This window comes from Bacillus sp. RCC_6_1 (genome assembly GCF_041360755.1).
Lineage (GTDB): Bacteria > Bacillota > Bacilli > Bacillales > Bacillaceae_G > Bacillus_A > Bacillus_A cereus.
This window is the reverse complement of the sequence record NZ_JBFUPV010000003.1, coordinates 430401-452246: the sequence shown is the minus strand read 5'-3', so window position 1 is coordinate 452246 and position 21846 is coordinate 430401. Positions and strand designations below refer to the sequence as shown.

Genomic DNA, 21846 nt, shown 5'->3' with positions numbered 1-21846 from the left:
TCAACTTTTTTAAATAGTCATTTTCCATACGCAGACGTTCATTCTCTGCTTGTAGCGCTTCTATAGAACCTTCAAGAAATACTTCGTTTTGTTTTAAATGTTGTAGCTTAGCTTTTTCTTTGGCCATGGTTAGATGCCCCTTTTTCTTTGATTTTAGGGCATCTAATCCTTCTGTTTCATAAGCTACTTTCCATTTTCGGAGTGTTTCGCAAGAAGGAATATTAAAAAAAGCAGCTGTTTCTCTCAGAGATGTCCCATTTTCATTCATATAATGAATTACATCTAGTTTATACTCGAGAGGGTAAGTTGTATAGCGTTTTTCAAACGCCTTTTCCCCTGAAAATTCAAACCGTTTAATCCATTGATAAAGTTCTCTAGGATGAACCCCTATAGAATTAGCAATGGTTTTTCCGCCTTCCGTACCTTCTAGATATCGTTTTACTGCTTGTATTTTATCTTTTGAAGAAAATTTAGCCATAAAAAATGCACCTCCAATTGTTAATTATGTGTCTAACAATTGGGGTGCACTTCAAAAATCAGTGGTCTTTTAAATGATTAAGCAGCTTTCTGTTCAGTTTGAGGAACAGGTTTTTGAAGCGAGTTGTAAACTCCTGTTCCGATAACGTCTAATGCCATTCTCATTCGTTCAGGTGAAATGTTTTCTAATACGTTATCTTGAGGTGTATGGTATACCTTCTCAATATGATAGATTAATGGGTTCCAACTATCGACACCCATCCAAATGAATAGAGCAGCAGGAATACCAGCTTCAGCAAATGGAACATGATCACTAGAACCGAATTTACCTTGTAGGATGAGGTTATTATTTAGTTGTTTACCTGCTTGCAAGGCAGCGTCTGTTACAAAGTTTGTAGAGCCATCAGGTGTCATAGCATATAAATTCTTTGCTTTATCATAATTTGTTGCAACCATGTCGGCGTTAAAGACACCTAAAATACGGTCGCGTTCTTTTTGGGATAGACTATTCACGTAATAATCCGAACCAAGTAATCCAGTTTCTTCAGAACCAAAGGTAATAAAGCGAATTTCTTTATCAGTTTCTACATTTTGAAAAGCACGAGCTAGTTCTAATACTAATCCAGTTCCAGAAGCATTATCATTTGCGCCAGGTGCTCCGACAACACTATCATAGTGCGAGCTTACAACGACTGCTTTTTCATTACCTGTACTCTTCTTTGGTTTCTTTTTGGCGATAACATTTAGAGATGTTAATTTAGATTCATGTCTCGCTTTTAGGGAAAGAATTGTTGTCCCTTTTTTAGCGATTTCTTCTTTAAATGCATTTCCTTGCGCATAAGCAAGACCAAAGACAGGGATAGATTGCTTTTTCATTAGGCGGGGATTGAAGGTTTGTCCATAATTTCCGCGTCCGCCAATTAAACTGTATAAAAGAACACCTTTTGCACCTTTGCTAACAGCATTTTCAACTTGTTTATTATAGTCGGTAACTGTCGTTCCTCTTTCAAATAAAACAATTTTACCGTTTACTTCATTTGGAATATCTTCTAATTTTGTCCCACCTTGAACAAAGATAAGGGGAGCTGTAACAGCTTCTGTAGAAATTAGTGCATTAGGAGCAGCACCAGCTTGCCAATTACGTTTTGTTGATAGGGGTGATTCAATGAATCCAACGTATTGATCGGGCACCTGAAATGGTTGATATTCTACTTCATAGCCCATTGATTTAAGCTGCATACCAATGTAACGAGAAGCCCATTCTTCGGATTTTGTTCCACCGGGGCGAGGACCAATTGTTTCAGATAAGAAACGAACATGTTCAATCGCGCGGTTTGGATCAATCTGTTTTGTAATAGATGGAGTTTGTGTAACCTCTGACGTGGAATCCGCTTTTGCTTGCCCAATTGGAGCTAAGCTAACAGCAAGTGATACAGCAAGCAAAGAGCTTACTATTTTTTGTTTCAATGATTTTCTCATTTTTTCCTCTCCTATTCTTCTATTCTCTCTGACTGACAAAAGAAGACGGATAATGACTTTATTTTACCTTCACACCTTTTATTTTTCAATATTCTGACATTGAGAAATAAAAAAACGATATATGCATATTTGCATATTTTTGAGGGAGATATGTATGCTATCATTTTAAACGAAGGTTCGCTTTCTACTCTGAAAGCTCCTACATTGCATGAATCTAGTGTACCCAAACTTTAGATTATGTAGAGGAATGGAACCACTGTAGGGTTTCATTTCTCATGTTTGAATCAGTTGATGGTAATTATGTTTCCGCATTTCATAATTATTATCAGTGATATATGTAAGGCATCCATATGAAAATAAGAGGCTGTTCAAAGGTTTTCCGTACTTTTGGGCAGCCTCACCCCGTTAAAAGGACGATACTTTATGTATCGTCCTTTTTGTATAAAAAAACATCCAATCAATTGAGAGATTGATTGGATGTGAAAAAATTATTAATAATTTTTTTTGCGTTTTGTAGCTAAAATACTTAATAATCCAGCTAGTAGAAGAACAATACCTACTGTTTGTGTAGGGTCTTCTTTATGACCTGTATTTGGAAGGTGCTTATCCGTATTTCGATCATCTTGCTGTTTGTTATCTGTTTTATTCGATGTTTCTTCGGAAGTTCCGTTTTCGTGTTTCTCAGATGTTTCATTGCCTTTGTTATCTTCTTTATTTGGAGGAGTAATTGGCTTGTCATCTCCACCTGAAGAAGATTCAATTTTTTTATTTGAAACTGTAATTTGTAGTGGCTTAGCTTGGGCTTTATCAATTGTAAAGTTTATTGGTGATGCATCTAATTGATAGCCTTTAGGAGCCTTTGTTTCTACTAATTGATAATTACCAGGTTTCAAATCATTTACGATTACTTTTCCGTGTTGATCTGTTTTTAAACCTTCTCGGATGACTTTTCCATCTTGGTCTAAAATATTGAAAATGGCACCTTCAAGTGTTCCGTGGTGATCAATATCAACTTTAGTTAACTCAATTGAACCTGTTGTTAAACTATTTAAGGCTGTAACAGAGGTAACCTGAGATTGTCCTTTCGTAATTGTGAAAGGAATTGGTTTAACGTTTAAATCATAGCCAGTTGGAGCTTTCGTTTCAATGAACTGATAATCTCCCGGACGTAAATCAGAAACTGAAATCTTCCCATCTTTATCAGTAGTTAAATCAGTGCGAACAATTTTACCTTTCGCATCGATGATGTTAAACACTGCATCAGAAAGTTTTGTATCTGGATTTATATCATCCACTTTTATTAATTCTACAGCACCCTCAGTTAAGCTATTTGTAGCAGTAACTTGGAGCTTTTCTTTTTGGCTTTTCTTAATTGTAAACTTAATAGGTGTACTATCTAATTTATAGTGTTCAGGAGCTTTCGTTTCAATAAACTGATAGTCCCCAGGACGTAAATCAGAAACAGAAATTTTTCCATGTACATCTGTTGTAAGTTCAGTGCGAATGTCGTTACCATTCATATCAGTAATTTTAAATATCGCATCTTTAAGAGCAGTACCATCTACATCATCTACTTTAGAAAGTTCCACAGTGCCTTTCGTTAAGCTATTTGTAGCTGTAACGGAGATAGGATCAGCTTGGCTCTTTGTGATTGTGAATGGAATTGGCTCTTTGTTTAAATCATAGTGTTTCGGAGCCGTTGTCTCGATGAATTGATAATCACCAGGACGTAGGTCAGAAACGCTAATTTTACCTTGTTGATTCGTAACAAGATCTTTGCGAATTACAGTGCCATTCATATCCACAATTTTAAATACTGCGCCTTCAAGAGTAGTGCCATCGACGTCATCCACTTTAGAAAGTTCCACGCCGCCTTTTGTTAAACTATTTTTCATAGTAACGGTAGCAATATCTTTTTGGCTTTTTTCAATTGTAAATATAATTGGTTTTTTGTCTAAATCATAGTGTTCAGGAGCCGTTATTTCAACGAATTGATACGTACCAGGACGTAAGTTTTCGATAACGATTTTACCTTCACTGTTTGTTTTTAAATCTGTTTTAAGTACTTTGCCATCTTGATCTAGTAAATTAAATACCGCATCGGCAAGTTTTGTTTGAGTGTTTAAATCATCAACTTTAAGTAATTCGATACTACCTTGTTTTAAGCTATTTGTAGCAGTTAAAGAAATAACTTTCTTCTGTCCTTTTTCAATAGTGAATTTGATTGGTGTTTCATCTAAAACGTAATGCTTAGGAGCTTTCGTTTCGATGAATTGGTAATCACCAGGACGTAGGTCGTTAATTTCGATTATTCCTTGTTCATTTGTAACAAGGTCTTTATGAACTACATCACCGTTCATATTAACAATTTTAAATACTGCATCTTTAAGAACAGTGCCATCAATATCGTCTACTTTAGAAAGTTTAACTGCACCCTTTGTTAAAGCATTTGTAGCAGTGATATGAAGAGTTTCAGTTTGGCTCTTTTTAATTGTAAATACGATAGGTTTTTTATCTAAATCGTAATGTTCAGGAGCAATTGTTTCAACGAATTGATACGTACCAGGACGTAGATTTTCAACAACAATTTTACCTTCAGCATTTGTTTTTAAGCCCTCTTCAACTAGCTCACCGTCTGCATCTAATAAATTAAATACGGCGTTAGAAAGTTTTGTATTTATATCAATATCGTCAATCTTTGTTAGTTCAACGCTACCTTTTTTCAAAGCATTTTTGCCTGTAACATTGATCTCTTTCGTTTGACTTCTTTCAATTGTAAATGGAATCGTTGTTTCATCTAATACATAGTGCTCAGGAGCTTTTGTTTCAATGAACTGATAGTCTCCAGGGCGTAAATCAGAAACAGAAATTTTTCCGTTTTTATCTGTAACAAGATTCGTATGAACTTCCTTACCATTCATATCCACAATCTTAAAGATTGCACCTTCGAGCATCGTACGATCGATGTCATCAATTTTTGTTAATGTTACTGCACCTTTCTTTAAACTGTTAGTAGCGGTAACAGTAATATTCTCTTTTTGACTTTTTTCGATAGTGAACGGAATAGGGTCTTTGCTTAAGGTATAGTCTTTTGGAGCTTTTACTTCAATAAATTGATAGTCTCCAGGACGTAAATCAGAAGCAGTAATTTTACCGTTTTTATCAGTCGTTAAACCTTTTCGAATTACCTTTTTAGTATCATGAGCGTCAACGATTATAAATTCTGCACCTTCAAGAGTAGTGCCATCAACATCATCAACTTTTGTTAAAGTGACGCCACCTGTAAGTAAACTATTTTTTACAGTAACAGGGATAGGAAGATCTTCCTTACTACCTTTTTTAATTGTGAACTTAATAGGTGTTTTGTCTAATTTATAATGTTCAGGGGCTTTTGTTTCGATAAATTGATAATCCCCTGGTGCTAAATCAGGAATAACTAATACTCCGTGATCATCTGTTGTTAAATCTTTCATAATTTCTTTGCCAGTTGCGTCTTGCAATGTGAATACAGCGCCGGCAAGAGCTTTACTACTTTCCACATCATCTTCTTTAATAAGTTTAACTTTTCCTTTCGTTAAACTATTTTTAAATGTAAGTGGAAGGAGTTTTTGTTGTCCTTTTTCGATTGTAAATTCAATTGGTTCTACATTTACATCGTAATAAGGTGGAGCCTTTGTTTCGATAAGTTTATAGTTACCAGGACGTAAGTCATCTACAACTAGCATTCCTTTACTATTCGTAACAAGGTCCGTACGAACATCTTCATTAGTATCTCTATTAACGATTTTAAATACTGCACCTTCAAGTGTTTCCTTTTCATCTGCAGCATTCACTTTTGTTAACTCAATACCGCCTTTTGTTAAGCTGTTTTTAGCGGTAACAGTAGCCTGAGTTGTTTGACTTTCTGTAATCGTAAATTTAATTGGTTTTGTATTTTTGTCGTAATACTTCGGTGCTGTTACTTCGATAAATTTATAATCGCCAGGGCGTAAGCCAGTAGCGATAGCTTTACCATCCGCACCAGTTTTTACATTTTCGCGAATGACTTTCTTTTCATCATTAGCATCAACAATTTTAAATACAGCACCTTCAAGAGCTGTACCATCGATATCATCAACTTTTGTTAATTCAACATCTCCTGGTTTTAAAGCATTTTCAGCTTTCACAAGTAGAGTTTCTTTCTGACTTCTATCGATTGTAAATTCAATAGGTTCTGCTCGTAAAACGTAATGTTCAGGAGCAGCTATTTCAATAAATTTATACGTACCAGGACGTAGGTTACTAACTTTAACTTTACCGTGTTTATCAGTAGTTAAGTTAGTGTAAGGGGAAACGTCATTATTATTTGTATCGACAAGCTTGAATACTGCACCTTCAAGGGGTTTTTTCTCACCAAACTCATCAACTTTTAATAATTCAACTTCGCCCGTTTTTAAGCTGTTATTTGCCGTAACAGTAGCAAGAGCTTGTTGGCTTTTATCAATTGTAAACTCGATAGGGTTTGTACTTAACGTATAATCCTTAGGAGCTTCTGTTTCGATAAATTTATAAACACCAGGCTCTAGATCTTTAACGGTAACTTTTCCATCTGAACCTGTTTTTATATTTTCACGAATTACTTGTTTCTCGTCATTCGCATCGACAATTTTAAATACAGCACCTTCAAGGGCAGTGCCATCGACATCATCGAATTTCGTTAAAGTGACACCACCTTTAATGAGGTGATTTGTCGCGGTAACAGTAAGTGCTTTCTGTTGGCTTTTATCAATTGTAAATTTAAGTGGTTTTTTATCTATTTCATAATGTTCAGGTGCTTTCTCTTCAACAAATTGGTACTCTCCAGGAAGTAAATTTTTCGCTTCGATTTGTCCGTTACCATTTGTCGTTAATTTGGTATAACCAGGAATTCTTTTGTTATTTTGGTCCCGTACACTAAATACAGCACCCTCTAAAGGATTACCCTCTTTATCAACTTTTGTTAGGATAGCTGAGCCTCTAATTAAGCTGTTTTGGGCCGTTTTATTAATTACTGTTGTTTGATCTTCCTCGATTGTAAATTCAATAAGTCGATCATCTAATTGATAATGCTCAGGAGCCTTTATTTCTTTTAAGTAGTAAGTTCCTGGTTTTAAATTATCTACAGTAATTTGTCCTTTATCATTTGTTGTTAATTTTTCGTGTTCTGAAATTATTTTTTTATCTTTATCAAGTAGTGTGAAAACGGCACCTTGCAGTGTGACGTTTTTATTCAGGTCATCAGACTTTGTTAAAACTACTTTACCGACAAACTTCTTATTTGCAAGTTTATATGTTGTAGTCTCTTGTGTACCAAGTTCAACAATTTTCCCTTGTTTTAAATCCCAGCTAATTACATAGCCTTCAGGAGCCTTTGTTTCTTTTAATAAATATTTATCGCGTTTTAAATTATTAAATTTAGCGATACCGTCTTTGTCTGTTGCAATTTTACGGATAACAGTTTTACCTGTACGATCGTATAAAGTAAATTCTGCCCCAGCTAATAGTGCGTTCTTATTGTCGTTATCTACCTTTATAATTTCAAGGTTTCCACGGCCTTTAGTAGCAGATCCTCCGCCTGAACCAGAAGACATTCTCACTTCAATCGTTTCAGTAGTTTCTGTGTTTTTAACTGTCAACTTATTGCCTGCGATTTTCGCTTTATTACTTACTTTTTCTTTATCATCTGCATTAATAAGTGAGCGATATTCTAAAATATAAGCTCGATCAATTTTTTTCAAGAAGGCAATTTCGAAATGTTGCTTTCCGGTATTATTGTCTGTTGTTATTTTGAGTTTATAGTCTGTTCCTTCTTTTAATTCGTTTACTGTATCTTTTGTTAAATTTCCATATGGATCAACAATTGTAGGATATAAGTGGAATGAATCTTCCACAATTACCTGGTTTTCGGTTGGGTCATCTGTTACAACGGCATCTGCAATGGTTGATTGGCTTTCGTTAATTGCGATACTCCAATTAATATAGTTGTCGTCTTGCACAGCTTTTTTAGTAACGAAGCTGCCACCTTTATTTACTTGAGTGTCACCTGTAAGGGTGTTTACGATTTTAGAGCCATCTTTTAAATCTGCCTCGTTTTTGTAGGTGCCTTGGATAAGTTCACCATCAAGGCTTGTTTTAAAGATAATATAGTAAGGTGAATTAATTGATTGTTTGAAATGAACCTTTAGGGTGTTTTTATTTTCCTCTGTAGGTTCTTCAAGTTCATATTTCTCAGTTGGTACAGCATTACCGGGTTGTGCATTATCAGGATTTCCATTTAAAATCATATCGCGCACTTCAATGGATCCAGGCACTAACTTTTGTTTATCTTGTATGACGTCTATAACATAAGGATCTTTAATCTCAACATTATTATAGTTAAAGCCTATTATCCAAGTAATTTCCTTCGTTTGGGCGTTATAAGAACCGTATTTATAACCATTTGCCTTTGTGAAAGTATCAGGATCGAAATTAGCTTCAACTTTATTTGATTGTGGATTAGAATCCGTATCTATCCAAGAAAGGTTACCTGTATTTTTAAATGAAGTTTTACCACTTTCTAGCTTTGTATAATCAAAGTCTGTCGTATATTTTACGACTAATGTCTTTGTCATATTAGACTGATACGTACCTATAAGAGTGATTTTGAAGCCTTTATCTGTTACATCTAAAACATAGTCAGTCCCAGCTTGAAGGGTATAATTTCCGTCTTTAATTTCTAGTTTCTTATCTTTTAATTGTAATCCACCATGATCAAAGGTGTCCGTAATAATCGCGTTGTTTAATGGATAGTTGTTATTATTTACTATAATTGTCCAAGTTGTTGTTTTGTCTTTATAATTTGTTTCAGCTTTATTATTAGATTTAATAATATTTTGCTGCTTGAAGCTAGCTTCATTTTCTTTACTTGAATCATTATCAGCTGTAACTTTATTTTTTACTTTTCCATCTTCTATAACTTTATTAGTTGGCTTGGTTTTATAGGTAATCACATAAGCACTATTAATATCATCATTAAACTGTAAATCGAAGCCATTCTTCTTGTTACTTACAGTGTAATTATTAACAGCATCTCCTGTTACAAGCGTTCCTTTTTCATTATATGAAGCGTTTTTTACAACAATAGAATTTGCATCTAGTTCGTGTGTATCGTCAAAAATATCTTTTAAAATCGCATCTGCTTTTTTGATCTCTCTTTGATCACCATTGTAAGTAATTGTCCATTCAATTGTTTGCGTCTTTGGATCATATTTACTTGTTTTATTTAAGTGTGTACCACGAGAAACCGTTACAGTAGAGCTTGCGTTTTGTTGCTTTTGATTATCACTCGTTATCGTAACGTTATTTCGGAAACTTTTAATATTTTCATCAGTAATTTTTGTGGCATATTCGATTTGATATGCTTTATTGATAGAATCTTTAAAAGCAATCTCCAATTTTGAGCCATCGGATGAAATAATATTGTAATCTGTTGGCTCAGCTTCTGCACCACGCGTTACATTCCCATTAACATCAACTTCTAAATAATAAACTTTAATAGAATCTTTATTTAAGTTTGTACCTTGTGGAATGTTATCTTTAAAAACAGCGTTTTTAAGGATGTCTTGCGTTTTGTTCATCTCTACTTTCCAATTAATTTCATTTGTATTAATTGGTCTATCAGGTAATCCTTTTTTATTCGTAGCTGTTTGTACATTAGGCTTAAAGTCAACTGTAATAGAAACATCCTTATCTTTAATCGGGAAAGGAATTTCTTGTGTTGTTGTACCTTTAATTTCAGCTTTATTAAATTCTGTCTTTAATTGTAGGTTACCAGCAACATCTGGATGCTCTTCAACATAATCGTTGAATGTCATCGTGACTTTTCCATCTTTTGTAACAGTAAAATTACCAATTTGATGGTTTTCACTATCATATAAAGGACTGTTAATTGTATTGTAAATCTTAAAATGTTTAGGAAGATCAAAAATATAGTAATCTCCATTTTTCACATTCATTGATTTTAAAAGTTCCCATGTAAACTCAATATTGGCAGGGGAATCTGTACTTGGACGGTTATCCTCTGTAAATGGTTTTCCGTCTTTATCCGTCAACTTTACACCGGTTAAAATGTTTGTTGTTATTTGCTTTGGACCTGAATTTGTATTCTCAGCAGGGTCGCTTGATAGCTTTTGTTCTGGATTGTCAGTAGCAATTTTAGCTACTGGGTTTTGTTCCGGATTATCAGTGGCAGTTTTAGCTGCTGGGTTTTGTTCCGGATTATCAGTGGCAGTTTTAGCTGCTGGGTTTTGTTCCGGATTATCGGTAACAGTTTTAGTTGCTGGGTTTTGTTCCGGATTATCAGTAACAGTTTTAGTTGCTGGATCTTGCTCCAGATTGTCAGTAACAGGTTTAGCTACTGGATCTTGCGCTTGTTTATTAGTATCCTGTTTGATGCCATCTTCTTTAGAGTTTTCTACTTGAACAGGAACTGATATAGGCTGAACCATTGTTCCTAAAGGAAAAGCGATTTGAACTGATTTTTCCCCAGTTTTTAAAGTTGAGTTAAACACGGTATCAACTTTAATTTTTCCTTTAGCGTCTTTCAAATTTTCTACTTGATCATTAAATATTAATTTTAATTTATTATCTTTAGCTGTTATAAAATATTGACCAATATTTTTTTGATCTGTTACTAAATCCCCTTGCAAATCTTTAGATACTTTTAATGCAAGTGGTATTTGAACTACTGCTGTATCATTTGCGTGTGCAACTTGTTGATCCTTTATTGACCAAGCGTATTCTACTTGAATGGTTGATCCTATCTTTATTAAATTGTTAGGATTTTTTGCTTCGTCAATAATATGATTCGTCGCATCTTTCATTTCAACAGTGTCAAATAAGGAATCTCCTGTTAAGGTTTCCGCTTTTACTTGATTGTATGGAAAACTAGCAAGTTGCGAAAATAGTACGAATACAATTAAACATACATTAAAAAGTTTTTTCATTTTTCCTCCTCTGAACATTCATTTGTCCATTGGGGACTTATTCCACATGAACAAATGGAATATTAAAAGTATTTGTTATAAGCTATTTATTTTTGTTATCCCTCCGTTTCTATACGCGTTCTCAGACAAACAGAATTATGTTCAAAGCAATATTATTTAACGTAAAACAAAATGTATATTTACACAGTTCTATGGAAATATACACAATTCGACAAAAAATGTCGAAAAAAATACTGATATAAATAATGATATCAGACCTTTATATGTGAGATAGTTTTCATGTATATCTAGTAAAAAAGAATGGTTATAAAGGTAAGTTTTACGATACATACTAACCAATGTAGTGTATCCCTTTGTGAAGGCTTATTTTTGCCTTAAAGTTATGTGGAAATAAAAATCTAGATAGGGTTGGTTTTGGTCAGAATGAAGACAATATGTACTTTGAAAATAGTCATTTATTTTGTCTAAAGAGAGTTGTGCGATTAGTGGACCGAAGTTGAAAGGTGATAGTTTCTTACATTGTTAGAGAAATATAAGGATTACAGAATATTCGACTAACACGTTACTACGGTCATTTTTGAGCCTGTTTAAACAATAGGAAAGAAGGTGTTTTACTCCTTAGTTACAATATCTTTTTAGTAAAGATAAGCTTAAGTAACCTCCGCTAAAGATTATATACTTAAATGATAAAGAGTTCAACACTAGTTCACATATTTTCCCAAAAATAAAAAACGGCTGTTTTATGTGGAATAAATCTACAAAACAGCCGTTTTTGGTATTAGATTTCTGTTAAGATTATTGGTTCACCGCGTGTTACGACAACGGTATGTTCACATTGTGCAACAAGACTTTTATCTGGTGTAACGAATGTCCAACCATCGTCACCACGTTCAATAATATGATCAGCTTTCATAGAGATGAACGGTTCTACAGCGATAACAAGACCGTCTTTTAGAAGCGCATTATCCATTGGGTCATAGTAACTTAAAATGTGATTTGGTGCTTCATGTAAGCTAAGACCAATGCCGTGACCAGTTAAGTTTTGGATAACATTGTATCCACTTTTATGTGCGAAGTTTGAAACAGCACGACCAATTTGATTTTGTTTTGAGCCAGCTCTAACCTTTTTCATTGCTGCCCAAAATGCATCAACCGCTGCTTGGCAAAGTTTTTCTTTTGCCTCGTCTTCTCCAAGAACAAATGAAATGCCTGTATCTGCATAATAGCCATCAAGTGCAGCGGATACATCGACGTTTACTAAGTCGCCTTCTTTTAATACACGATCTCCTGGAATACCATGAGCAACTTCTTCATTTACACTAATGCAAGTTACACCTGGAAAATCATATTCTTTTTCAGGTGCAGAAATAGCACCATGCTCATCTAATACTTTTTTACCGATCAAATCAAGCTCTTTCGTTGTCATACCTGGCTTCGCTTGTTTTTTCATTTCTTCACGTGCAAGCGCAACGATGCGGCCGATTTTTCGTAAGCCTTCTAAATCTTGTTCATTACGAATAATCATGAAAACCACTGTCCTTCCTCGAATATATATCTTATCCGATTGTATCATGTTTATTTTCGTCCTGCTACTCGCTTGCGGTATGGGGGCTGATTCCTCTCATAAAGAATACATGACAATTGTCATATCGATGTCATGACGCATCATACTGTTTCCTAAGTTTTCCAAGGAATACAATGTAAATATAAGAAACAGCGGGGGTGGAGAGATGGAAAAGATTATTGAAGTAAATGATGTTTCTAAAACATTTAAACATAAAAACGCAGTAAATAATGTTTCATTTCATGTAAATAAAGGGGAAATAGTAGCGTTGCTTGGTCCAAATGGTGCGGGGAAAACAACGACGATGTCGATGATGCTTGGATTAAAGGAACCAACGGAAGGTAAGGTCTCTATATTTGGAAAGAGTCCAAAGCATAGAGATGTTCGTAATAGCCTCGGTGCGATGCTGCAAGAAGTAAGTGTCATTGATAGTATTACGGTGGAAGAGGCAATTGAGTTATTCCGTAGTTATTATACGAATCCTATAGAGAAAGAAACGTTACTGCAGTTAGCAAATTTAGAATCAGAGCGAAAGCAAAGATGTGAGAAATTATCAGGTGGGCAAAAAAGAAGGTTAAACTGTGCGCTTGCACTTGCGGGAAATCCGGATTTGTTATTTTTAGATGAGCCGACAGTCGGAATGGATATTACGTCTCGAAGAACGTTTTGGGAAACGATTCGAAAGTTAGCAAGTGAAGGGAAAACGATTATTTTAACGACGCATTATTTAGAAGAAGCAGATGCTTTAGCAAATCGTATCTTATTATTTGCGAACGGAAAGATTATCTCAGATGGTACACCAGACGAAATGAAAGCAACGATTTCGAGAAAAACAATCACATTTTACTCAAAGGAAAGCATTCCTACAAAATTACTAAAGGAATTACCAAATGTAATAGAAGTAAAGTCAAACGAAGGCCGCTTCATTTTAACAACGGAGGATACGGATGCAACTTTAAAAGCCATTTATCAAAGGAGTTTACCTGTAACAGATGTTTCAGTTGAACGTGGAAGTCTTGATGAGGCATTTGAACAATTCGTTGCAAATCAGAAGGAGGAAATCGCATGAGAGCGTTATGGATGCAGTGCAAAATAGAAATTTTACGTACATTCCGCAATAAATTATTTATCTTTTTCTCATTATTAATGCCTGTTATGTTTTACTACATTTTCACAAATGTTGTTCAAGTACCACAAAACGGAGATGCGTGGAAAGCACATTATTTAATTTCGATGGCAACTTTCAGTATTGTAGGGACTGCACTCTTTAGTTTCGGTGTAAGGCTTTCTCAGGAAAGAGGGCAAGGATGGACACATCTTCTAAAAATTACACCGCTTCCAGAGGGAGCATATTTAACAGCAAAAATTATCGCTCAAACAGTAGTAAATGCTTTTTCAATATTAGTTATCTTTATTGCAGGGATACTAATTAATCATGTTGAGTTAACGGTAGGGCAATGGATTGGTGCGGGGTTATGGTTATTGTTAGGGGTAACACCATTTTTAGCGTTAGGAACAGTAATAGGTTCCATTAAGAAGGCGGACGCAGCTGCTGGCTTAGCTAATATTTTAAATATGAGTTTAGCTATAGTTGGCGGGTTATGGATGCCGATTGAAGTATTCCCAAAAATATTAAGAACGATTGGTGAATGGACACCAACATACCATTTCGGAAGTGGTGCGTGGGATATTGTAGCTGGAAAATCAATTGGATGGGAAAATATCGCGGTATTAGGAGGTTATTTCCTTATATTTGTTGTAGTATCAATATATATAAGAAAAAGACAGGAAGCGGTATAAATGATAGAGAAGAAGAGGATTGAGATTTTTCCGAAACATATGGGATTTTTTCCGTACATGTGGCTTGTGTATTTATTATTTCCAATTTACCATTTAGCACAAGCATCAGGATGGAAGCTTGTGCTAGGAAGCGGTATGTTGATACTTTTTATTATCACATACCGTCAGCTATATTTTGTTCAGAAGACGTTTATTTTATGGGCATGCATTCAAATGATACTCATCTTTTTATTTGCTTTATTTTATAATCCCTTCATGATATTCTTTGGCTTTTTCACGGCAAGTGCGATGGGATTTGCACCAAGTAAGAAAGTATTTCGGGTATTACTCTGTTTGTTAGCTGTAATGCTTGGAGCATTTGTATTTGTAAATATGAATCAACTAACACCAACAAGTTTAGTAAATATCGTCCCGATGTTTATTTTAATGCTTCTTACGCCATTTGGTATGCGTAATTTTAATCAGAAAAAGATGTTAAGAAATCAATTAGATGAGGCGAACGAGCAAATTAAAGACTTAGTAAAACGTGAAGAACGGCAGCGGATTGCAAGAGATCTTCATGACACATTAGGGCATACGTTATCTCTTATTACTTTGAAAAGCCAGCTTGTAGAGAAGTTAATTGTGAAAAATCCGGAGCGTGCAAGTGCGGAAGCGAAGGAAATTACACAAACGTCTCGTACAGCCTTAAAACAGCTGAGAGAATTAATTTCTGATATGCGTATGATTACGGTAGAAGAAGAGCTAGAGCAAATAAAAGCAATCTTACAAGCAGCTAATATTGAATTAGAAGTGAGGCAAGAAGCAAGATCGAGCTCGTTATCACCAATTGAACAAAATATTGTCGGGATGTGTTTACGTGAGGCCGTTACAAATGTTGTAAAACATAGTAAGGCGACGCGGTGCGCAGTTTCTGTATTAGAATCACAAGGTGAACTAATTTTGAAAGTAGAAGATAACGGAATTGGTTTAACAGATCAAAATCATGATGGAAATGGTATTCGCGGCATGAAAGAACGAATTGCTCTTATTGATGGATTTGTTGAACTAGGTACAATCAATCCAGGGACGTTGTTAACAGTAAAAGTTCCAGTTGTTATTAGAACAGGAAAAGATGAGGTGAGGGCATGATCCGAATTATTATTGCAGAAGATCAGCGGATGCTTCGTGGTGCGTTAGGGGCTCTGCTTGATCTAGAAGATGATATCGAAGTAATTGGACAAGCGGCAAACGGGGAAGAGGCGCTAAAATTAATTGAATCGTTAAAACCGGATATAAGTATTATGGATATTGAAATGCCGATTCAAAGTGGATTAGATGTTGCTGAAGCGTTAAAGAAAGAAAAATCATCATGCAAAGTAATGATTTTAACAACATTTGCACGGCCGGGATATTTTGAAAGAGCAATGAAAGCTGGTGTGCACGGCTATTTATTAAAGGATAGCCCAAGTGAAGATTTAGCGGCAGCAATTCGTAATGTAATGAAGGGAAAACGAGAGGTCTCCCAAGATTTAATGTTCGGCCTATGGCAGGAGCAAAATCCGTTGTCAGATCGCGAAAAGGAAGTATTGTTGCTTGCGAAAGAAGGAAAGACGGCAAACGAAATTGCGAAGGCACTTTATCTTTCGCCGGGTACAGTGCGTAATTATATTTCTGAAGTATTAACGAAGCTCGATGCGAAAAATAGAATTGAGGCAATTACAATTGCGGAAGAAAAGGGTTGGATATGAAAAGAAGTTTACCTATGATTGGTAAACTTCTTTTTTATTATTGTACCGCTATTACTTTATTTATTTTTTGTAACGGTTTGTAACCGTGTGCTTCAAATGCCTTTGCAAATTCATTTGATACGGCAGTGCCATATAAATCTTTTGCAGCTTGTACAATATGAGATTGAAGTGATTCAAAGTCTTCAGCGGAAGTTGCATAATTTTGCAATGTACGCATAACAACTTTACTTACTTTTTCATTTCCTTGCTTTTGAACAGCAACACCGTTATATGTTTTACCTTCAGCTAATTGATATAATACGTGACTGATAATACCAGAATTCACGTGTGATTCTTGATTATTACCATCGTTATAGAAATCTTGTAAATTTGTATATAATTTATGACCGCCGTCACCAATTTCCCTTGGGATATCACGAATTGTTAGGCCACCTAATGTATCGCCCATAATCCAGTTTCCTTTATCTTTCTTTACGTAATATTCGATTTGTGTACCCCAGAAATCCGCTAATCCCTCGTTTAGTGCAGATGTTTCAGCGCTTGGATATCTCACGACTTTATTTTTCGTCGTGCCACTAAATACAGCATGTCCAAATTCATGAGCTGTTACATCAAGAGCGGATGTTAGTTTTCCGCCTAAACCATCACCAAATACCATTTGGTTCCAAGCGGGATGCCAAAATGCATTTACATAGTCTTCTTTTACACCATCACTAACTTCAGTAGAATCAAAACCGTGTACACTAGCAACAACTTTTGAATCTTTATTGTCGTAACTTTTTAGATTATGTTCTTTCTTAAAGTAATCGTAAATATCACTCATATTCTTCATAGCGCCCGCGGCTTCTTTATCTGCAAAATTAGGAGTACTACTTGAAATTAGTGTCCCTGGATAACCAGCTTGACTATATCCTCCGAGGGAATCGGCGTAGTTTGCATTATAAATATAAATACCATTTCCGCGTGATAAATCCGCTAAATAAAATTTCCCATCAGTTCCTTTGGCAATATTGAAAGAGATGTTTTCTTGAAGTGCATTTTTCCCAGTTCCTTGCTCACTTGCAGGGGATAATCTAGGTGATGTTACTTGATTTATAGTCTTATTCTCTTTGTTTTTAATGAACTTTTCTTGGAAAAGTACTTCGCCAGTTTTTAGATCAACGATAGCATTGCCGTTTATGATTTGTTCATTGTTTTCATAAGTAAATGTAATAACAGTTGCGAATGTATAATAGCCATCTTTTTTCTTATAAACAACGGTTTCACTAGAGAATTCTGTCTCAACTGCATCACTTGGAATTTGAACTATATCGCGTAATTTAGATTTTACTTCATTTTTCGACAAAAAATTTGTTATAGTAAGATTAGGTTGTTGATTTAAATTTTGAACAACTTTACCACTAACAGTTGTGATCACTCCATTTTTATCTACTTTTACAATGAGATCTTGGCCATATACTTTATAGTTTTTATATGTTTGTGCAAGGCGAACTTCGGTTTGATTTTCTTTGGTTTCTTTATTTGTAGGTTGGAAATCTACATTTTTTTCAGTAGTGACTTGTTCTTGTTGAGCTTTCGCCCCATTTACCTCACCTTTTAAATACTTTTTAGCAATATTTTCTTTCGTATCATTTTGAGGTTGTGTTAATTTCCCGATTGTTAAACCAGGCTGAGCAATTTCAACTTTGACTACACTTTTGTCTAATTCTTGAGCATGAATAGCTTCTGTTGATAAAGGGCAAAGAAGACCGAATGTAACGAAAGCACTAGCAAGTTTTCTATAATTCATCTATAACACTCCTAATCTATTATTGTATGTGAGATGAATTGTATGAAAAATTTGCCGAATTTTATATATATTATGCATTATTTCATATCAAAAATTGTCGAATTCACATTATTGTAGTGGTATGACAACTTAACAAATTAGATTGTTATAATGGGATGGTGAGTAAGTATGCACGCAGAGAAATTAGGAAGTGAAATTAAGAAAATTAGAGTGTTGAGAGGATTAACACAAAAACAGTTATCCGAGAACATATGTCATCAATCGGAAGTGAGCAGGATTGAATCGGGTGCGGTATACCCAAGTATGGATATATTGCAAGGTATTGCAGCAAAGTTACAAGTTCCCATTATTCATTTTTATGAGGTACTCATTTATTCCGATATTGAGAGGAAAAAGCAGTTAAAAGATCAAATCATTATGCTTTGTAAGCAAAAGAAATATAAAGAAATTTATAATAAAGTATGGAATGAGTTGAAAAAGGAAGAATATCATCCTGAGTTTCAGCAATTTCTTCAATGGCAATATCATGTAGCAGCGTATGTATTGAAGAAAAGTGATTATGAATATTGTATTTTAGAATTAAAAAAATTGTTAAATCAACAATTAACTGGGATTGATGTGTACCAAAATCTTTATATAGAGAATGCAATTGCAAATATTTATGCTGAAAATGGTTACTTTAAGAAGGGCATGGAGTTATTTGAAGGTATATTAAAGCAATTAGAGGCATTACCTGAAAATAAAGAGTTTGATGTGAAGGTAAGACATAATTATGCGAAAACATTATACTTAGATAATCAATATGAAGAGGCTCTTTATCAAATAAATAAAGCTATTGAAATATCGTGTCGAATTAATAGTATGGCATTGATTGGGCAGCTATACTATCAAAAAGGTGAATGCTTAGAAAAGCTAGGCTATGATGAGGCAGAGAGTGAAGAAGCTTATGAAAAAGCTTATTTCTTTTTTGATATACTAGAAATGCATACGTATAAAGAAAAGTTTATGAAAAAAATGCCGAAATAAAATAACGCAAAAACTAAATATGCATAATTGCATAATATATGGATAAATTTTCATGATATATTAAAAGAAAAAATGTGGGTGATGGAATATGAAGAAACTACTTATCGGTAGTCTATTAACGTTAGCAATGACATGGGGTATTTCATTAGCGGATACAGCTTTAGAGAAAAGCCAAGTAATTTCTCATGATGATCAAGAGGTACAATTAGCTTCAGATATGCCTTTTGAGTTTTAAAAAAAACAACCGTCTTACTTAGACGGTTGTTTTTTTATGGAGTAACATCCAAACGTCTTTACTAGAAACAGGTTTGCTAATAAAGAATCCTTGAATGTGATCACAATTTTGTTTATGTAAAAATTTCCATTCTTCTTCTGTTTCTACACCTTCTGCAATCACTTCTAAATTTAGTTCTTTTGATAGTGTAATAATGGAAGAGACAATTGCTTCTTCTAAAGGGCTAGTTGTAATTCCACAAATAAACTCTCGAGCGATTTTTAATGTGTTGATTGGATATTTTGTTAAATAAGCTAAAGAACTATAACCAGTTCCAAAGTCGTCGATTGAAATTTGAATACCGAGATTTTGAAGTTGTTCTAGTTTTGCAACTACAGATTGATTTTGATTAATTGCGATGCTTTCCGTAATTTCAATATCTAGTGCTTCTGGTTTCAGTTCTGTTTCTTCCAACACCTTTGAAATAGTTGGGATTAAATCTGCATGGTTAAATTGAACAACAGATAAATTTACACCAACTTTTAAGTGAGAGAAACCTTGATTATGCCATCTTTTTGCCTCTAAACAGGCAGTACGTAAAATCCAATTGCCAAGTTCAATAATAAAACCAGTTTCCTCTGCTAGAGGAATAAATTGGGCAGGAGATACGATACCGAGTTTTGGATGCTTCCAACGTATTAATGCTTCAAAACCGATAATTTGTTTTGTTTTTGTGCTTACTTGTGGCTGGTATTCAAGGAAAAATTCATTTTGTTGTAATGCTTTTGAAAGTTCACCTTCTAAGAATTGAATTTCATTTTGAGCGATACTCATTTCTTTTGAGAAGAAAACAAATCGGTTTTTTCCATTTGCTTTCGCACGATACATAGCCATATCAGCATTTTTCATTAATTCATTTACATCAGTTCCATAATCAGGGTACATCGCAATTCCGATACTTGGTGTAATAGAGAGTTCTTCGCCTTGAATGAAGAATGGTTTGTTTAAAATAGTTAAAATCTGTTCAGCTATAAAAATTGCACTTTTTTCTGAGTACATTTCTGGTAACAGAATTGTAAACTCATCTCCACCTTGGCGAGCGACGATATCTTTTGAACGCAAGCAACCGCGTAATCTTTTTGCTACTTCAATTAATAATAAATCTCCAACGTCATGGCCAAGTCTATCGTTAATTTTTTTAAATCGATCTAAATCAAGGAATATGACGGCGACATCATTTGCGTTAGTTTGGGCTGTATTTAAAATGGCTTTTAAATCTTTTTCGAACTTTCGACGATTTGGTAATCCAGTAAGTGCATCGTGAAAGGCTAAATGCTCTACTTGTTTTTGTTTTTCATATAGAGTGGTAATATCACGCGCTATCCCAAACATTCCGACCACTTCTTTGTTTATAAAAGTAGGGATAAGTGTAATATGAAGATAATAATAATAGCCTTCTTGTTCTTTTGTACGAACTTCTAACGTTTGTGGCCTACCTTCCTTTGTAATTTGTAAAGCCTTCTTTAGTAGTTCGTGGTCTTTTGAATCAATGAAGTGTACCAGAGAATAGCTTGCTACTTCACAATAATAGGCAGTAAATAAGCTTTCGCATGCCTTATTAGATTGTTGAAAAATGCCATTCATATTTAAAGAGAAAACGGCATCGGGATGATCTTCGAATAAAGACTTATAGCGTTGTTCACTTTTTGATAATGCAAATGCACCTTCTTCAACTTCGTCCTCTAGTTGTGTAGTCAACTGTTCATATGTAAGGATTAGTGCTTGATTATCTTTCCACATGTAAAGTTGCCGCAAGAATAACAAAATAAGTGATAATACGAGACCAATTAACATAAATTTATCATCCCAAGGTTGAATGATAATAAAGGAAAAAGTAATAATTATACTAAAATAAGGTAGTATAAAACGTACATAATCGAATCGATAATATTTTGCTTTCGTTTCATGTTGCATTGGTTTATCCAAGATATATAGTATGGAAGAAAGTCCAATTAATAAAATAGAAGCAGTGTGTATTAAATAATTAAATTCAGGAGAAGTTTTCATCCCAAAATTTAATTGAAACAGATGAATGTAACCGTATACGAGTATAATAGTGAAACCGATAATTAATGCGATTCTACTAGAAGAATATTGTTCTCTTCTATAAAGACTAATAACGGCGTAAATTACTAATGATTGTGCAATAAAATAGCCAATTAAAATCCAAGTTTCCTTTGTTAACATACGGAAGCTTGAAAGGTCCAAGATAAAAGTTAAAGTGAAATAAATGTTCATAATAACAATAAAGATGCTATCGAATGAAAATTGAGCAAGACCCTTAATAGAGTAAATTTTTATAAACTTTATAGCAAATCCAACAAAGAGTAAAACATATTGTATGATAAAAAAAGGTAATGCTTTATATGAGAATATAACTTGCTTATGAATAGAAAGTGAAGGAAGAAATAAAGTTATTTCCATAGCTAACCCGCATAGACAAGTACATAATAATAAAATCCAAAATAATTTATCACCATGCGTCATTTTTCTAATCGCTTTACATAAGCAATAGCAAGAAAAAAGTGCAGCGAAACAGAATAAGAAAAGAATCCCGATTTCTTTTATATTCGACTCATTTGGTATAAGGAATATCCAAAGAGCAAATATAAATATGTATATTATGACAGATTGTATATACTTTTTTTGATTAATCATATTATGACTCCGTTTCAATAAAGTTGAATCTCGGGGAGAAAATGCTA

The 21846-nt window shown here is 34.3% G+C and carries 12 protein-coding genes; 6 read left to right on the top strand and 6 right to left on the bottom strand.

Going from position 1 to position 21846, the window contains the following annotated elements:
* The 4 genes from AB6801_RS14315 to map form a co-directional block, all read right to left on the bottom strand.
* Window positions 1-478, bottom strand: a 478-nt coding sequence (locus tag AB6801_RS14315) for a helix-turn-helix domain-containing protein (RefSeq protein ID WP_370941094.1), incomplete at its 3' end; no start/stop codon positions are given.
* 77 nt (window positions 479-555) lie between these two features.
* Window positions 556-1956, bottom strand: a complete 1401-nt coding sequence (locus tag AB6801_RS14310) for a M28 family metallopeptidase (RefSeq protein WP_001232226.1) — start codon at window positions 1954-1956, stop codon at window positions 556-558.
* Window positions 1957-2447: 491 nt separating this feature from the next.
* On the bottom strand, window positions 2448-10958 hold the full coding sequence (locus tag AB6801_RS14305; protein WP_370941093.1) for a SpaA isopeptide-forming pilin-related protein: 8511 nt from the start codon (window positions 10956-10958) through the stop codon (window positions 2448-2450).
* A 778-nt stretch (window positions 10959-11736) separates the two neighbouring features.
* Entirely contained in the window at window positions 11737-12531 is a 795-nt protein-coding gene (gene map / locus AB6801_RS14300) for a type I methionyl aminopeptidase (RefSeq protein ID WP_003313889.1), read from the bottom strand.
* Between the two features lie 157 nt (window positions 12532-12688).
* Between map and AB6801_RS14295 the strand changes: the two genes are divergently transcribed.
* From AB6801_RS14295 to AB6801_RS14280, 4 genes are read left to right on the top strand one after another with little or no spacing between them, the layout of a single operon-like run.
* The gene (locus AB6801_RS14295) at window positions 12689-13591 is read left to right on the top strand and encodes an ABC transporter ATP-binding protein (protein WP_097999219.1); all 903 of its coding nucleotides are present in this window, start codon (window positions 12689-12691) and stop codon (window positions 13589-13591) included.
* Complete coding sequence (locus AB6801_RS14290; protein WP_001202431.1) at window positions 13588-14322, top strand: ABC transporter permease; 735 nt, start codon at window positions 13588-13590, stop codon at window positions 14320-14322. Before AB6801_RS14295 ends, AB6801_RS14290 begins: the two co-directional genes overlap by 4 nt.
* The gene (locus AB6801_RS14285) at window positions 14323-15453 is read left to right on the top strand and encodes a sensor histidine kinase (RefSeq protein ID WP_000570626.1); all 1131 of its coding nucleotides are present in this window, start codon (window positions 14323-14325) and stop codon (window positions 15451-15453) included.
* On the top strand, window positions 15450-16052 hold the full coding sequence (locus AB6801_RS14280) for a response regulator transcription factor (RefSeq protein WP_000619245.1): 603 nt from the start codon (window positions 15450-15452) through the stop codon (window positions 16050-16052). The genes AB6801_RS14285 and AB6801_RS14280 overlap by 4 nt, the downstream gene beginning before the upstream one ends.
* Window positions 16053-16089: 37 nt before the next feature.
* On the opposite strand, the gene AB6801_RS14275 is transcribed toward AB6801_RS14280, so the two are convergent.
* Window positions 16090-17841 carry a M4 family metallopeptidase gene (locus AB6801_RS14275; protein ID WP_048568663.1) on the bottom strand — a complete coding sequence of 584 codons (1752 nt, stop codon included), beginning with the start codon at window positions 17839-17841 and terminating at the stop codon, window positions 16090-16092.
* 168 nt (window positions 17842-18009) lie between these two features.
* Between AB6801_RS14275 and AB6801_RS14270 the strand changes: the two genes are divergently transcribed.
* Window positions 18010-18867 carry a helix-turn-helix domain-containing protein gene (locus tag AB6801_RS14270; RefSeq protein WP_000542907.1) on the top strand — a complete coding sequence of 286 codons (858 nt, stop codon included), beginning with the start codon at window positions 18010-18012 and terminating at the stop codon, window positions 18865-18867.
* 88 nt (window positions 18868-18955) lie between these two features.
* Window positions 18956-19102: a quorum-sensing peptide PapR gene (locus AB6801_RS14265; RefSeq protein ID WP_000734744.1), complete on the top strand. Its 147-nt coding sequence runs from the start codon at window positions 18956-18958 to the stop codon at window positions 19100-19102.
* An 18-nt stretch (window positions 19103-19120) separates the two neighbouring features.
* On the opposite strand, the gene AB6801_RS14260 is transcribed toward AB6801_RS14265, so the two are convergent.
* Entirely contained in the window at window positions 19121-21799 is a 2679-nt protein-coding gene (locus AB6801_RS14260) for a DUF4084 domain-containing protein (RefSeq protein ID WP_048568662.1), read from the bottom strand.
* Window positions 21800-21846 lie beyond the last annotated feature (47 nt).

Bases quoted from the DNA above. Each gene is read 5' to 3' on its own strand.
- AB6801_RS14270 (WP_000542907.1), top strand. From the start codon at position 18,010: ATGCACGCAGAGAAATTAGGAAGTGAAATTAAGAAAATTAGAGTGTTG.
- AB6801_RS14265 (WP_000734744.1), top strand. From the start codon at position 18,956: ATGAAGAAACTACTTATCGGTAGTCTATTAACGTTAGCAATGACATGG.
- AB6801_RS14305 (WP_370941093.1), bottom strand. From the start codon at position 10,958: ATGAAAAAACTTTTTAATGTATGTTTAATTGTATTCGTACTATTTTCG.
- AB6801_RS14310 (WP_001232226.1), bottom strand. From the start codon at position 1,956: ATGAGAAAATCATTGAAACAAAAAATAGTAAGCTCTTTGCTTGCTGTA.
- AB6801_RS14275 (WP_048568663.1), bottom strand. From the start codon at position 17,841: ATGAATTATAGAAAACTTGCTAGTGCTTTCGTTACATTCGGTCTTCTT.
- map (WP_003313889.1), bottom strand. From the start codon at position 12,531: ATGATACAATCGGATAAGATATATATTCGAGGAAGGACAGTGGTTTTC.
- AB6801_RS14285 (WP_000570626.1), top strand. From the start codon at position 14,323: ATGATAGAGAAGAAGAGGATTGAGATTTTTCCGAAACATATGGGATTT.
- AB6801_RS14260 (WP_048568662.1), bottom strand. From the start codon at position 21,799: ATGATTAATCAAAAAAAGTATATACAATCTGTCATAATATACATATTT.
- AB6801_RS14280 (WP_000619245.1), top strand. From the start codon at position 15,450: ATGATCCGAATTATTATTGCAGAAGATCAGCGGATGCTTCGTGGTGCG.
- AB6801_RS14290 (WP_001202431.1), top strand. From the start codon at position 13,588: ATGAGAGCGTTATGGATGCAGTGCAAAATAGAAATTTTACGTACATTC.
- AB6801_RS14295 (WP_097999219.1), top strand. From the start codon at position 12,689: ATGGAAAAGATTATTGAAGTAAATGATGTTTCTAAAACATTTAAACAT.